Below are 14,848 nucleotides of genomic sequence, written 5' to 3' on the forward strand. Positions count from 1 at the left end.
GGTGGTTTTCATTTAATAACTAATTTGGCTGTTTATTTTATATTAAAACCAGCGCTCAGTTACAACTTTTTTACGTGTATAGAATTGAACGCCATCTGTACCATTTGTACCTAAATCACCAAAGAATGACGCTTTATTTCCTGCAAATGCGAAGAATGCCATTGGTGCTGGAACATTTACGTTTACACCGATCATACCAGCATCGATATTATCACGGAACGTTTGTGCATGTTTACCGTTTGACGTATAAATAACTGCACCATTTGCAAATTTAGATTGATTTGTTAGTTTAATACCTTCTTCTAAATCTTTAACTCGTACAATGCTTAATACTGGAGCAAAAATCTCATCTTGCCAAATTTTCATTTCTTGATTCACGCCATCAAAGATTGTCGCACCTACAAAGTAACCTTCTCCAACTTCTTCATTAATTTTACGGCCATCTACTAATAAAGTTGCCCCATCTGCTACACCGCTATTAATATAGCCTAAAACGCGCTCTTTATGAGATTCACGGATTAATGGTCCAACATAGTTATCTTCGTTAAAGCCATCGCCTACTTTTAATTTTTTCGTTTCTGCTACTAATACATCAATGAATTCATCAGCAATTTCATCCACTACTGCTACTACTGAGCATGCCATGCAGCGCTCTCCACTACTTGCAAATGCAGATCCAATTACACCTTGTACTGTTTTCTCAAGATTGCAATCTGGCATTACAATCGCATGGTTTTTCGCACCTGCTAACGCTTGTACACGTTTTCCGTGTTTCGTACCTGTTTCATATACGTAACGAGCTACCGGCTCAGAGCCAACGAACGAAACAGCCTGAATATCTTTATTTTCTAAAATGCTATTTACAACATCTTTTCCGCCTTGTACTAAATTTAATACGCCTTTTGGGAAACCTGCTTCATAGAATAATTCTACAAGTCGCTCCGCTAAAAGTGGCGTTCTTTCAGATGTTTTTAATACGAATGTATTACCGCAAGCAATTGCAAGTGGGAACATCCATAACGGAATCATCATCGGGAAGTTAAACGGCGTAATACCAGCAACAACTCCGATTGGGTAGCGCCAAATCGATCCATCAATTCCGCTAGCGATATTCGGAAGTGCTTGACCCATCATTAAATTTGGCGTAGATGTTGCAAGTTCTACCGCTTCAATACCACGCTGTACTTCACCTGTTGCATCCGTTAGCGTCTTACCATTTTCTAGCGTAATGATTTTTGCAAGCTCATCTTTATTTTCTTGTAATAGCTGTAAATATTTATATAAATTTCTTGAACGATTTGGAACTGGTACTTTAGACCATGTTTCGAATGCTGATTTTGCCGCTTCAACAGCTTTTTCAACATCTTCTTTTGGAGATAGTGGAACGTAAGCGATAATTTTTCCAGTCGCTGGATTTGGAACTGCTTCTACTTCCGTACCTGTCGATTCAACCCACTCACCGTTAATGTGATTTTTTACTCGTTTAATTTCAGTTGTAATCATTGTATTCTCTCCTTTGTATAATTTATTTTTGATTAGAAATTAATTGCTCGCTAACTTTCTTATATAAAGCAGCCATATCGTTTTCACCATATCCAGCTTGACTCGCTTCGTCATATACGTTTAATAACATTTCGCTTACCGGTAAATGGAGTTCGCTTTCCTTAGCTAAGTCAACTGCAAATCCTAAATCTTTTTTCAATAAGTTCACAGTAAATCCTGGCTCGTAGTTTTCAGGTGCTATAAAACTTTTATAATTACGTTCATAAATTCTACTTTGACCGTAACTTACATTTAAAATATCAAACATTTTATCTAAATCCATATTGTTCTTTTTCGCTAATGTTAAAGCTTCACTCACACCAGCTGTATAAAAACCAATTAATAAGTTATTAATTAACTTAACAGTTGTACCACTATCAATCTGCTCACTAACGTGGAAAATGTTCGCGCCTAGTACGCCCATGATAGATTCCGTTTTCTCATATAGCTCTTTTGATCCACCAACCATAAACGTTAATGTTCGGTTTTCGGCTCCGATTACACCACCGCTCACAGGTGCTGCTAAAAAGTCTACTTTCTTTTCCTTTGCAGCTTCCTCTAATTGTTTGTTTAACTGCGGCGATACCGTACTTGTATCAATGAAAACTACATTCGAGTGACCATTTTCAAATAATCCTTCTGCTCCAAAATATACCGCTTCAACAGCGCGAGGTGAAGGTAAACTTGTAAAAACTACATCACATGTTTCTGCTAGTTTTGAGATTGATAGACCGATAATTCCGCCTTCTTTTTCAAAGGACGCTTCCGCCTCTTTATTTAAGTCCACGCCATATACTGTGTAACCTGATTTAACTAGATTTTTTGACATTGGAAGACCCATGTTACCTAAACCGATAAAACCAATCTTTTTCATATCGCTTTCCTCCTATTTACACAATATATTTCCCGCGATTTATAATAGCTTTCGCAATTTCTCTCTTCTTCGTAAATACGTTCGTGTATAAAGGCACTAATAATTGACGGATTTCAGCTAAAATCACATTTCTATCTTGTTCTTTTGTGACAGCTGCTGAAAGTACAGAAATCGCCGCTTCTTCTACTTTACGGTATCCTTCTTCACAAATAACATCCGTTATGAGTTGCTTCGTACGTTCTTTTTCCTCTCCATTTTTACGTACCGCTTTTCTCGTACGTAAAAACGCTGATTCCATGATGTACACGTCCGTCAACATATTTGATATTACACGTGAATATTCTTGTTCTTGGTCAATTTTTAGACCTGGAGTTTTAGAGAGCGTTTTCAAAGATTGTTTCAACAATTTTTTCGCTAATAAAATGTAACGATGGTTTCTTTCTACATTTGCTACATTACTTTCTACTTCAGTATCTTCTAATTGTTCGATTTGTTTCATTAACATTTTAGCAACTGTTAATCTATTAATTTCGTTCGTTCCTTCAAAAATACGACTAATTCTTGCATCACGATATAATCGTTCTACCTCATACTCTTGCATATAACCGTAACCACCATGAATTTGTACAGCTTCATCTACGATATAAGCAAGTGTTTCAGAAGCATTTACTTTATTCAGTGCACATTCAATTGCAAATTGAGACATTTTCTTCATAAGATCTTCATCGCTCTCATGAATTGCTTCATCGATTACACCTGCTGTACGATAAGCTGCACTTTCTGCTCCATATGTAGCAATGATCATATTTGCAATTTTCTCTTGAATCATCGTAAAGTCTACTAATTCCGTTTGGAACTGTTTTCGCTCTTTTCCATATTGAACCGACAAACCAATTGCTTGTTTTGCTGTTCCAATATTTCCAAAAGCAAGTTTAAGTCTAGCAAAGTTAAGAATATTAAGGGCTACGTGATGCCCTTTCCCAACTTCCCCTAAAACATTTTCAGCAGGGATGACAACATCTTCTAAAATAAGAGTCGCTGTTGAAGAACCTTTAATCCCCATTTTCTTTTCTTCTAATCCAATAGATACACCTTCACATGTTCTTTCGACAATAAACGCTGTCATTCCTTTATTTGTCTTCGCAAAAACAACGTATACATCTGCCATATGAGCATTTGTAATCCATTGCTTCTCACCATTTAACTTCCAAGCTGTTCCCTCTTCATTCAATACGGCGCTTGTTTTTGCACTTAATGCATCCGAACCAGCATTTGGCTCCGTTAAAGCATAAGCCCCAATCCATTCTCCCGATGCGATTTTCGGTAAATATTTTTCTTTTTGCTCTTTCGTTCCATAATATATGTAAGGCAATGTACCGACACCAGCGTGTATATTAAAAGAAACGCTAAACGCACCAGCGTAACCCATTTTCTCTGCTACAAGACCTGAGACAGCCTTTCCTAACTCGAACCCGCCATAATCTTCTGGTACCTCAATGCCTAATAATCCAAGTTCCCCAGCTTTCTCAAATAATTGACGAGAAACTTTATAGTTATGTTGTTCAATATTCTCCATTTGTGGAACAATTTCTTGTTTAACGAATTGTTCTGTCGTTTTTGCGATTAAATCTTCATCACCTGAAAAATCTTCTGGTGTAAAGTAAGTATGATTTATATCTTTATTAAGTGAAAAAAATTCATCCCATGGTAACTTCGTTTTCTCCATATGTATCCCCCTATCATTCGGCTTTCATAGCTTTTTGCTTATGCTCGTCTACGATGAGTGGAATATCTTTTTTGAAAATAGAAGGCGATGATTTTTCACATCAAGCATTTTATTTTGCCAAAGATGTATTTTCATCGCCTTCGCTGCTTTATCTATTGATCTTCTGATAATACTGTTTTTGCAATACCAGTATCTAACTCTTCAAAGTCATGATATGAAATTGTTTCGTATAATTCACTTCTCGTTTGCATATTAGAAAGTGCATCTTTTTGAGAACCTGTTTCTTTAATTAAAGCAAACACATTTTCATATGCTTTCGCTGCAACGCGAAGTGAAGTTACAGGATAAATAACCATTTGGAAGCCCATATTCGCAAATTCCTCTGCACTATAATATGGAGTTTTTCCGAATTCAGTCATATTCGCAAGCAAAGGTGCATTTACCTTACTATTAAATAGACGGAATTCTTCCTCTGATTGAAGCGCTTCAGGGAAAATTGCGTCTGCACCTGCTTTTACATATGCATTTGCTCTTTCAATTGCTTCATCTAATCCTTCAACGCCGCGAGCATCAGTACGTGCTACAATGTATAAGCTCGGTGCAACTTCTTTAATCGCTTTAATTTTTTGAACCAATTCTTCTGTAGTAACAAGTTTCTTACCATTTAAATGTCCACATTTTTTTGGTAATTGCTGATCTTCAATTTGGACAGCTGCTACTTTCGCTTCCACCATTTCTACAGCTGTTCTCGCCACATTTAGTACACCACCAAATCCTGTATCAATGTCAACAAGAACAGGTAAGTCTGTAGCTCTTACTAAATCTCTTGCTCTCTCAGCCACTTCAGTAGACGTCACGATACCTAAATCTGGTAAGCCTTTACTTGCAGTATAAGCAGCTCCTGATAAATAAAGAGCTGAAAAACCTGTATTTTTTGCAACAAGAGCTGCCATTGCATCATGAGCACCTGGAATTTGCAAAATTTCATTTGCTTCTACTAAAGCTCGGAATCGATTCGCAAGCTCCTCTTGTGTTGACTGCTTTTTCACAACCCAAGCCATTCTAAATTCCCCCTATTATTAAATTAAGAATAGATCTACAAATTCGTTTACATTCATATTTTCTAGTTTTTCTTCATTTAAACAAACTTCATGAATTTGTTCTTGTTGCTTACTAGAATAATGACCTGCCATATTTGCAGTGAATTTTTGAACAACTTTTGGAATTGCTTCGTCTCTACGGAAGCGGTGACCAAGTGGATATTCACATTCCACATTTTCTGTTACTGTGCCATCTTTAAAGTGAACTTGAACAGCGTTGGCGATTGAGCGCTTGTTCGGGTCAAGGTAATCTAAACTGTACTGTTTGTTTTCAACAACAACCATCTTATTACGTAATTCATCTACACGTGGATCGTTTGCTACTGCATCTTCATAATCGTCTGCAACGATATCTCCTTTTAATAAACCAATTGCCGTAATGTATTGTAAGCAATGATCACGATCAGCTGGGTTATTTAATGGACCTTCTTTATCAATAATACGAATTGCTGATTCATGAGTTGTAATTGTAATACGGTCAATTTCATCTAATCTCTCTTTAATTTCCGGATGCAACTTCACTGCACATTCTGCAGCCGTTTGTGCATGGAATTCTGCTGGATATGACACTTTAAATAATACATTTTCCATTACATATGACTCTAGTGGTCTTGCTAATTTTAATTCTTGTTTATTGAATAATACATCTTGGAATCCCCATCCTGGCGCAGATAATGCTGTTGGATAACCCATTTCACCTTTTAGAGCAGTCATTGCAAGATGAACACCGCGGCTCGTTGCGTCACCTGCAGCCCATGATTTACGTGAGCCCGTATTTGGAGCATGACGATATGTACGAAGACTAGAATTATCAATCCACGCATGTGATAATGCATTAAAGATTTCTTCACGTGTTCCACCAAGCATTTTCGCAACTACTGCAGTTGTTGCTACTTTTACATATAATACATGGTCAAGACCAACTCTGTTTAAGCTGTTTTCTAAAGCAAGCACGCCTTGAATTTCATGTGCTTTAATCATCATTTCTAATACTTCACGTACTTTTAAAGCTTCTTTTCCTTCTGAAATACGAACACGGCTAATATAATCTGCAACTGCTAAAATTCCGCCTAGATTATCAGATGGATGTCCCCACTCTGCTGCAAGCCAAGTATCGTTATAGTCTAACCAACGGATCATACATCCGATATTAAATGCACCTTTTACTGGATCTAGTACATAAGACGTACCTGGTACACGTGTACCATTTGGCACGATTGTTCCTGGCACAACTGGTCCTAGTAATTTCGTACATTCTGGATATTGCAGTGCTAAAATTCCACATCCAAGTGTATCAAGTAATACGTAACGAGCTGTACTGAATGCTTCTGCACTAGTAACCTCTTTATTTAATACATAATCGGTAATCTCTTCTAATAATGCATCTTTTTGCTTAATTTCATTTGTTTTAATCATGCTATTCTTCCCTTTCTGTCGAAAATTCGTTATTATTAATGATGGGTGTCGGTCAAACACCCATCTGGCGGGCGGCGCTAACAACTCCCCAGTTGTTCTTATTTACTAAGTACATGTCGCTCGCCAATATAATTTACACGTGGACGGAACAAACGATTATTTGCATGTTGCTCAATAACGTGCGCACATAACCCCACTGTTCTAGAGCTAAAGAAGATTGGTGTGTAAAGTTGAATTGGAATACCTAGCATCCAATATACTGGAGCTGCATAATAATCAAGATTTGGATAAATTCCTTTTTCTTTTTCCATAATCTTTTCTCCAGCTTCACACATTTCATATAGTGTATAATCACCTTTTACATCACATAACTGTTTTAAAGCTTCCTTCATCATAAGTGCTCTTGGATCCATCTTCTTCATATAAACACGGTGTCCAAAGCCCATAATTTTTTCTTTGTTATATAGTTTCTTCTGTAATAACTCTTCAAATTTCTCAACATTACCAGCTTCTAAAAGCATGTACATAACCGCTTCATTTGCACCGCCATGTAAACTTCCTTTTAAAGATGCAACTGCACCTGTTAAAGCACCGTATAAATCTGATTGTGTTGATGCAATAACGCGAGCTGTAAATGTAGAGTTTGGCATTTCATGCTCACTATATAAAACAAGGGAACGATCAAAGATCTTTTCCTCAAGTTCAGTTGGTTTTTTACCAGTTAACATATAGAAGAAATTCGCACTATAAGATAATTCTTTAAGAGGTTCAATTGGCTCCTCATTATTTAAAATATGATAGCTATTCGCTACAATGTTTGGCACTTTACTTAACAGCTTGTACCCTCGGCTTTTATTCACTTCTAACGAGCGGTTTTCGATATCATTATCGTAACCAGCTAACGCTGACACACCTGTACGTAATCCATCCATGGGATGCGTCTCTTTAGGCAATGCCTTTAGTACGTTGAATACACCTTCTGGTACTACATATTCTTCTTTTAATTTCTTTTCAAGTGTTGCTTTTTCATCTTCATTCGGTAGATGTTCCTCCAATAAAAGGTGCACAATGTCTAAATACTCTTTTGTTTTTGAGAGTTCGATTAAGTCATACCCTTGAATTACAATTTCACCTTTTACTGTGTCAAGAAACGAGATTTTCGTCTCCGCTGCCACTATACCATCTAATCCCGGGGAAAATTTTTCTTCAGCTTTCATCATTATTTCCTCCAATCCTAATAGATCTTCGTGCACATAACTGTAAGCCTTTACAATATTGTGAAACTACATTTCTATTTCAATGTATCAGAGTTTTTAGAAGATTTCAATTTATTTTATAATGATAAGTTTCCTACACTTTTCTTACTGTAACAATACAATTTTCTGAAAATAATTCTTATATTTTATAAAGAAAGGATAGACTTCTTTGCGTATTTTCAAAAACAAGATATAAAGATTTTTCATATAACACCGCCAAATATACAATTATTCTAATTTTATTTGAGAAATAGAAAAAACGAGCTGTACATAAATACAGCTCGTTACTATATGATATTTATTTCACTATCTCTTAAATATAATTTTTATATAAAACTTATTCATTTTTAATAAAGTTATTATTTTACATAATTAAATTGAATTTCTTCCATTTCCTCATGATAACTTACAAATAAATCATAGTTTTGAAAATACCAAAGATCATCAGAATCTACAAAAAATATAATACCTTCCTTCTCAACTGACACTATTTCGCCATCGGGTTTCTCAGCAACAACCCCTAAAGAATATCCGGGCTGAATTGAACTATCCCCTCCGTACCTTACAGTAAAACGTACAGATGCACCGTGCTTTATACGTAATTCTTCCTGGAACCATTGCAGAGCTTTACGATCAATTGAAATTCTCATCTTTATTCCTCCAGTTTACGCAAACTCTTTTTTTCCTAATCGTTGTTTTACAAAGAAGACGAAAATAATTAAGGCTATCAATGCTGAAATTGCACTCCCTGAAAATAAAATACGATAACCAAACATTTGTGAAACAACTCCAAGTAAAATAGCACCTAATCCGATTCCTAAATCAAACGCTGTAAAAAATGAAGCATTTGCAACTCCTCTTTTACTCGGATCGACAATTGTAAGCATTGCCGCTTGCAAAGCTGGCTGCGCTGAACCAAATCCAATACCGTATAATGTTGCTGCGATAATTACACCTATCAAACCATTTGAGATAGTTAAAACAACTATAGCTAAAATAGTAATACATAATGCTGGAAGTATAATGAATACTTCTCCATACTTATCTAATAGTTTCCCTGAAATTGGTCTTACAATTGTATATGCAATTGCATATACAAGAAAGAAAGTTCCCGGATTCACATGAATTGATGATGCAAATAACGGTAAAAAGGTTGTTATTCCTCCATATGCAAACGATAAAAAGAATACTACAATCGTGATTGTTAATACGGATTTCTCAAATAGCTGAATTTTCCCTTTTTCTTTTTGTGGCGTAAATGGAATCTTCGTTATTAATGATAATACAACTGCCATAAAAGATAACAACGTCGCTAATAAAAATAGACCATCAAATGAATAATTTTGCACAACCCATAATCCAATCATAGGTCCAATCGCCATTGCAATTGTCATCGCCATCCCATACCACCCCATACCTTCACCGCGGCGTGAATCTGGAATAATATCCGTTATTGCTGTTCCAACAGCTGTTGTAGAAACAGCCCATGTTACTCCGTGAATAACACGTAAAACAGCTAAAAGGACAATAGTCGATGCTATATTATAGGAGTACATCGTTAAGCCAAAAAAGATGAGTCCGAAAATAATAAAGGATCTTCTACCATATTGATCTAACATTCCTCCAATAATCGGTCGTATTACAACAGCAGCTATTGTAAACATCCCCATCATAAGTCCAACTTGCGATTCATTGCCACCTATCTCTTTAATAAAGAGCGGGAGCGTTGGAACAAGTAAATAAAATCCTGTAAATAAAAATAACATTGCGAAAGTCATTTGAATAAATGATTTCGTCCATAATCGTTCCATAAAAATACCTCCATACACTCGTAAAATATTACGATTAACACCTTCATTGTATATTTTTTTTATCTATTTTCCCTCCGCAAATAGACGTATCTTTTCATATTAAATAGTCCACCATCAGCTTACATTAGTCTTAAGACTTTGTACGCATGTTTTAAACGAAAGTCCTATATATGTACCTTTATATGTGTGAAAAGAATATACTAATTTATTAACTCAACTTAGGAGTGAATATTTTATGTGGGTATTATTAAGAGTAACTGCCGTAGTTCCTTCGACTCCTGGGATACATGTTCCTGCAGTTCATACAGCCAGCTCCGATGTAGGAATTGAACTTCCCGCAACTTGGCAGCAATATCAAATTCCCGGTCAAGTTACCCCATCATTTTGGCATCATGGTACACACCCCAGTAGTACTCCCATTCATAGCCATAGTTATCCTCCACTACCTCAGACTCAAGTCTTTTATCATTTCCCTTCAATTTTTTTTCAAAATTTTCATGGTACGTTTAACATTTAATAGCTATCACTGTATTACCCCTACATTTTAATAAGGCGAACCGTTAATCCAGTTTCAACATAACAAAGTCGAATTCCTTAAATAAGAAATTCGACTTTTTAATTGTTTTCCAAACTAAAGTAACCGTTAAAGAAAGACATTTATTAAAGATTTGAATATAATTTTTACTTATTTAATACTTTATATGATTCATCATAGTTAGTCCCTTTGCGGGATAACCAACACATACCATCATTTGCAAGTAGACTTTTCTCTCTTTACGTTAATTCACTCTTTTTCTTCTATCCAGCCCTTAACATTACATTTTCTGTAGCAAAATGAAAAAAGCACTTAAGATTGTAATTCCCACAAATCTTAAGTGCTTTTTAATATTTTTATAAATTTTTCTTATTGTCCATTATTGGCAGGAACCTCTCCTGCATTTCCACCATTATTTGGTTGTACTGTTGCAGGTGGGGTTGGAGTTCCTTGACCTTCATTATTATTCGCTGGAGGTGTCGTTCCTTGACCTCCTCCATTATTTGCTGGAGGTGTCGTATTTCCTTGGCCTCCTCCATTATTTACTGGAGGTGTCGTATTTCCTTGGCCTCCTCCATTATTTACTGGAGGTGTCGTTCCTTGGCCATTTCCATTATTTTGTTCTTCTTGTTTCTTTTGTTCTTCTTGCTTCTTAAGTTCCTCTTGTTTCTTTTGTTCTTTTTGTTCTTCTTGTTTTTTCAGTTCTTCTTGTTTCTTTAATTCTTCTTGCTTTTTCTCTTCTTCAGTTTTTTGCTGTTGATCTTGTTTTGGTTGCTCTGTTGTATCCGGTACGCTAGTATTTGGCGATGAATCACGTTTTTCACCTTTTATACGTAGCTCACTACCTTCTTGAATAACACTACTTGGCATTTTAAAGCGTGATTTATCTGTAGCCATTTCGCTCATCATTTCTTTAAAGATCAACTGTGCAATTTTCGTATTTTTACTACTAATATACTCGTCTTTACCATCTTTCATATACCCAGTCCATACTGCCATCGTATATTGCGGTGTATATCCAGCGAACCAACTATCACGAGTTGCACTTTCTGGAATTTTATATTGAGCTAATTGCTTTGATGAATAGTTTGTCGTACCCGTTTTACCAGCTACATCTAAAGAGCCTACATTTGCCGATGTACCAGTACCTGATGTAACTACAGAACGAAGCATATCAGTAATCATGTATGCGGTAGAATCTGTCATAACTTGTTTTGGTTTTTGTCCAAAACTTTGTGACTTACCGTCTGGATAAACGACTTTCTTAACAAAATGCGGTTTCGTATATTTACCTTCATTACCAAATGCCGCATAAGCACCCGCTATTTCAGTTGGCGATACTTCATTTGTACCAATCGCTGTCGATTCTGTCGGTGCTGTATTAAATGTAATACCTAGTTTCTCAGAGAATTCTTTCGATTTACTAATCCCTACTTCTTTTGCAGTTTTAATTGCAGGAATATTACGCGACATTTTTAATGCTTCACGCATTGTAATTGGACCCATATGACTTCTATCTGCATTTCGAACTTCTTGACCCGTTGAATACTTAAATGGAGAGTCATCGATTTGATGATACGTAGCCCATTTTAAATATTCAATTGCAGGAGCATAGTCGAAAATTGGCTTCATCGTTGAACCAGCTGCACGATCTAATTCAATTGCCATATTATGCCCTTTAAATACAGCTTTATTTTCTCCACGGCCACTACCTATAGCACGAACTTCTCCTGTTTTCGTATCCATAAATGTGAATGCACCTTGGAATTTATCGTTTGGATAATCAATGATATTATTATTTAAAATATTATCAGCAAGTTTCTGTGCTTTCGGATCTAACGTTGTATAAATTTCTAAACCGTCAGAACCAATATTAGCATCTGGCAATTCTTTTTCTACTTCTTTCACAACTGCATCCATAAATGCAGGGTATGGCATTGTTTGTAGTTGAGCTGCAGGCTTGAGTCCCTTTTCTACGTCAACTTTTATTGCTTCTTCCATTTCCTGTTTTGTTATATATCCATGTCGATTCATTAAGTTTAGAACAACATTTCTTCTTTCTGTTGCTTTTTGAACATTTTCTTTTTTCGTTGGATCATAGTTATTCGGTGCTTTCGGTAAACCTGCAAGCATCGCAACTTCTGGTAATGTTAAGTCCTTCAATTCTTTACCATAGTAGTTTTGTGCTGCTGTTGCGATACCATATGAACGATTACCTAAGTTAATTTTATTTAAGTACATCTCTAATATTTCATGTTTTGAATACTGTTGTTCTAGCTTATAAGCTAAATATATTTCTTGCGCCTTACGCTTTGGTGTTTTGTCCATTGATAAGAAGTAGTTTTTAATAACTTGCTGTGTTATCGTACTTCCACCTTGAGAGCCATAATCTCCTTTAAGACTCACTAAAACAGCACGGGCAGTACCTTTAAAGTCTACTCCGCTATGCTCATAAAAACGTGAATCTTCTGTCGCTAAAAATGCATTTTCTACTAATTTAGGTATTTGATCATACGTAACATTCGTCCTTTTTTCTTTTCCATATTCATATACCAAATCCCCGTTTTTATCATAAATTTTTGAGGATAACGGATTAACAAGTTTTGCTTTTTCCAGTTTTGGTGCGTCCTTAATCATTACGAAAAAGGTAGCAACCCCCGCCACTAAACCTACAATACCAAGTAATAAACAAGTAATTAAAAACTTGCGGAAAAATGATGTTTTACCTTTTGGTTTTTGTGTTTTAGAAGCTGGTTGTTTTTTCTTTTTAACTTGTCGTCGCTCCTCGCGAGAACGATAATTTTCTGACATGTTACTTTCTCCTGCCTTTCAATTCTCCCGTTGATTTAATTTAAAATATTGAGGTCACTTTCGTAAATACGTTTAGGCAAGAAAGTGTACTGACCTGGAGCATTCAATATTTTCCCAATTCACAGATTACAAATTTTAGAATGGCTCTTATACATACTATTTTCACTTCTAATTTTCTAATAATGCTGCCCCTTTTAGCATAATAATGAAAGAAGTGAATTTTTATTACCTCGTATAAATAATATACCTTTTTTTCAAATGGTCAATATTTTCTTATTAATAAATCAAAGGTGAAATAAAAATAGCATATCGATATGAACTTCGTGTGAACTTACTTATAATTACGTATAACCAATATTAAATATATTGAATATAGGTATAATACCTCTTTAATTATAAAGATTTCAACACCACAATACCGTTACCTACAAAGAATTATTAAAAATGAAAAATAAGGAGTTGCATAATAATGAAGCTATCTCCGGTTACCTCAAAAAATATAGTTGCTGTTGGTTATAATCCTTTTTCTATGATTTTGCGAATCCAATTAAAGCATGGTATGTATGATTTCTTTAATGTACCAGAAAGCATTTATACTGGCCTATTACATGCACAATCTAAAAGTTATTATCATAATACTTACATTAAAAATTCTTTCCGCCACACAAAAATTTAAACTTAACACCCACTAAAAAAGAAAGGAGGTTAATCCTCCTTTCTTTTAAAAACATTTGGCAGATGAATTATCTTCGATTTCTCTTATTAATTTCATCATATGCTTGAATTTGTTTTTTCAAACGCCGATCAGCTTTTTTATCATGCACTACAAGAATTGCGTGTATAACTCCTGGAACCCAAAATATTAATGTTAATATGAAATTTATGATTGCCTGAATTGGTTTTCCACAAAATAATACAGCAACAGGTGGAAGAAAAATTGCTAATAAATACATCATCCCTTGAAAACTCCTTATTTTGTATTTTATATATCACTTTTCAAAATATACGCAAAAAAACCTACTACCATTTTAATCTTAACCTGCCTCTAAAATCAATGTATCTCCTTCTATTTATATAAGTATTTCAGACTTTTCATTGTTTTCTAGCCTATTTTCTTCCTCTATTGCAGTTATTCCAATTGCGGAAATTAACGTTCCTATCGCTTGTATCCAAATACCAATGAGTGCAATGATTCTCTCATCCTTCTTATCAAAAAGACTATCTTTATTTTCTTTCTCATCTTTCAATACATTTAAAACACCTTGATACGCTTGTAATCCAGCTCCTAAACTTTGCATGGAGTTACCCAGTATAATAATTTTCTGTAATACATTTATATCCACCAAAGCTGCTTCTACTCCTAAAAAAGCACCAACCGATTGTAAACTGTTCCCTGTAATGATAAGATAATCATTTTCTTTCAATTGTTCATTTATATTAAAATATATTCCTATTACATTCGATATATTTCCTAATGCTAATAACTCAATTCCTATTTGATCAAGTAATTTACTTTGATTCTCTCTTTTTTCTTCCCCATCATCATAATTGCTCGCAATGATTTGTAATATATACCCGAGGGCTTGTAATGAGCTTCCTACAATAACAAGTTCCGATTCAACTTTCTCTTCTCCAATAAATCCTCTTGTCGTTCCAATAGCAGCTGTAAGATTCCCCCCTACTTGAAACCATGCCCCTGTCACTTTTAAACTGCTTGGATTCATTTTTATCACCTATTCAAATATTTTCTAAAGCTTTCAAAACAAACAAATCTCAC

At 35.2% G+C, this 14,848-nt stretch carries 13 protein-coding genes; 2 read left to right on the forward strand and 11 right to left on the reverse strand.

The window, feature by feature from the left end; genetic code table 11:
• Positions 1–42: 42 nt before the first annotated feature.
• The 8 genes from HMPREF2590_RS02700 to HMPREF2590_RS02735 form a co-directional block, all read right to left on the reverse strand.
• A complete protein-coding gene (locus HMPREF2590_RS02700; RefSeq protein WP_000633363.1) occupies positions 43–1,503 on the reverse strand; it encodes a CoA-acylating methylmalonate-semialdehyde dehydrogenase in 1,461 nt (486 codons plus the stop codon).
• Positions 1,504–1,525: 22 nt separating this feature from the next.
• Complete coding sequence (locus HMPREF2590_RS02705; protein ID WP_000719410.1) at positions 1,526–2,416, reverse strand: NAD(P)-dependent oxidoreductase; 891 nt, start codon at positions 2,414–2,416, stop codon at positions 1,526–1,528.
• 16 nt (positions 2,417–2,432) lie between these two features.
• Positions 2,433–4,142, reverse strand: a complete 1,710-nt coding sequence (locus HMPREF2590_RS02710; RefSeq protein WP_000415998.1) for an acyl-CoA dehydrogenase family protein — start codon at positions 4,140–4,142, stop codon at positions 2,433–2,435.
• Positions 4,143–4,294: 152 nt separating this feature from the next.
• Positions 4,295–5,203 carry a methylisocitrate lyase gene (prpB, locus tag HMPREF2590_RS02715; protein WP_000312639.1) on the reverse strand — a complete coding sequence of 303 codons (909 nt, stop codon included), beginning with the start codon at positions 5,201–5,203 and terminating at the stop codon, positions 4,295–4,297.
• 18 nt (positions 5,204–5,221) lie between these two features.
• Positions 5,222–6,658, reverse strand: a complete 1,437-nt coding sequence (gene prpD / locus HMPREF2590_RS02720) for a 2-methylcitrate dehydratase (RefSeq protein WP_000598123.1) — start codon at positions 6,656–6,658, stop codon at positions 5,222–5,224.
• A 98-nt stretch (positions 6,659–6,756) separates the two neighbouring features.
• Entirely contained in the window at positions 6,757–7,878 is a 1,122-nt protein-coding gene (gene mmgD, locus HMPREF2590_RS02725; RefSeq protein ID WP_070861314.1) for a citrate synthase, read from the reverse strand.
• Between the two features lie 395 nt (positions 7,879–8,273).
• Positions 8,274–8,564: a HesB/YadR/YfhF family protein gene (locus HMPREF2590_RS02730; RefSeq protein WP_001222841.1), complete on the reverse strand. Its 291-nt coding sequence runs from the start codon at positions 8,562–8,564 to the stop codon at positions 8,274–8,276.
• Positions 8,565–8,579: 15 nt separating this feature from the next.
• Positions 8,580–9,725 (reverse strand): MFS transporter, encoded by a 1,146-nt coding sequence (locus tag HMPREF2590_RS02735; protein WP_000440664.1) that lies wholly within the window; start codon positions 9,723–9,725, stop codon positions 8,580–8,582.
• A gap of 235 nt (positions 9,726–9,960) precedes the next feature.
• Here HMPREF2590_RS02735 and HMPREF2590_RS02740 point away from each other — a divergent pair, with 235 nt between their 5' ends.
• Positions 9,961–10,242, forward strand: a complete 282-nt coding sequence (locus HMPREF2590_RS02740; RefSeq protein WP_000270093.1) for a hypothetical protein — start codon at positions 9,961–9,963, stop codon at positions 10,240–10,242.
• Between the two features lie 387 nt (positions 10,243–10,629).
• Here HMPREF2590_RS02740 and HMPREF2590_RS02745 read toward each other — a convergent pair whose 3' ends face one another.
• Positions 10,630–13,071: a transglycosylase domain-containing protein gene (locus HMPREF2590_RS02745; RefSeq protein ID WP_070861316.1), complete on the reverse strand. Its 2,442-nt coding sequence runs from the start codon at positions 13,069–13,071 to the stop codon at positions 10,630–10,632.
• A gap of 469 nt (positions 13,072–13,540) precedes the next feature.
• Here HMPREF2590_RS02745 and HMPREF2590_RS02750 point away from each other — a divergent pair, with 469 nt between their 5' ends.
• Complete coding sequence (locus HMPREF2590_RS02750; RefSeq protein WP_000777843.1) at positions 13,541–13,747, forward strand: KTSC domain-containing protein; 207 nt, start codon at positions 13,541–13,543, stop codon at positions 13,745–13,747.
• 67 nt (positions 13,748–13,814) lie between these two features.
• On the opposite strand, the gene HMPREF2590_RS02755 is transcribed toward HMPREF2590_RS02750, so the two are convergent.
• Together HMPREF2590_RS02755 and HMPREF2590_RS02760 are read right to left on the reverse strand one after the other, a co-directional pair.
• A complete protein-coding gene (locus HMPREF2590_RS02755; protein ID WP_000990219.1) occupies positions 13,815–14,027 on the reverse strand; it encodes a YqaE/Pmp3 family membrane protein in 213 nt (70 codons plus the stop codon).
• Positions 14,028–14,141: 114 nt separating this feature from the next.
• A complete protein-coding gene (locus tag HMPREF2590_RS02760) occupies positions 14,142–14,795 on the reverse strand; it encodes a DUF6944 family repetitive protein (RefSeq protein WP_001070044.1) in 654 nt (217 codons plus the stop codon).
• Positions 14,796–14,848: the final 53 nt, after the last annotated feature.

The organism is Bacillus sp. HMSC036E02 (assembly GCF_001836235.1).
GTDB lineage: Bacteria > Bacillota > Bacilli > Bacillales > Bacillaceae_G > Bacillus_A > Bacillus_A cereus.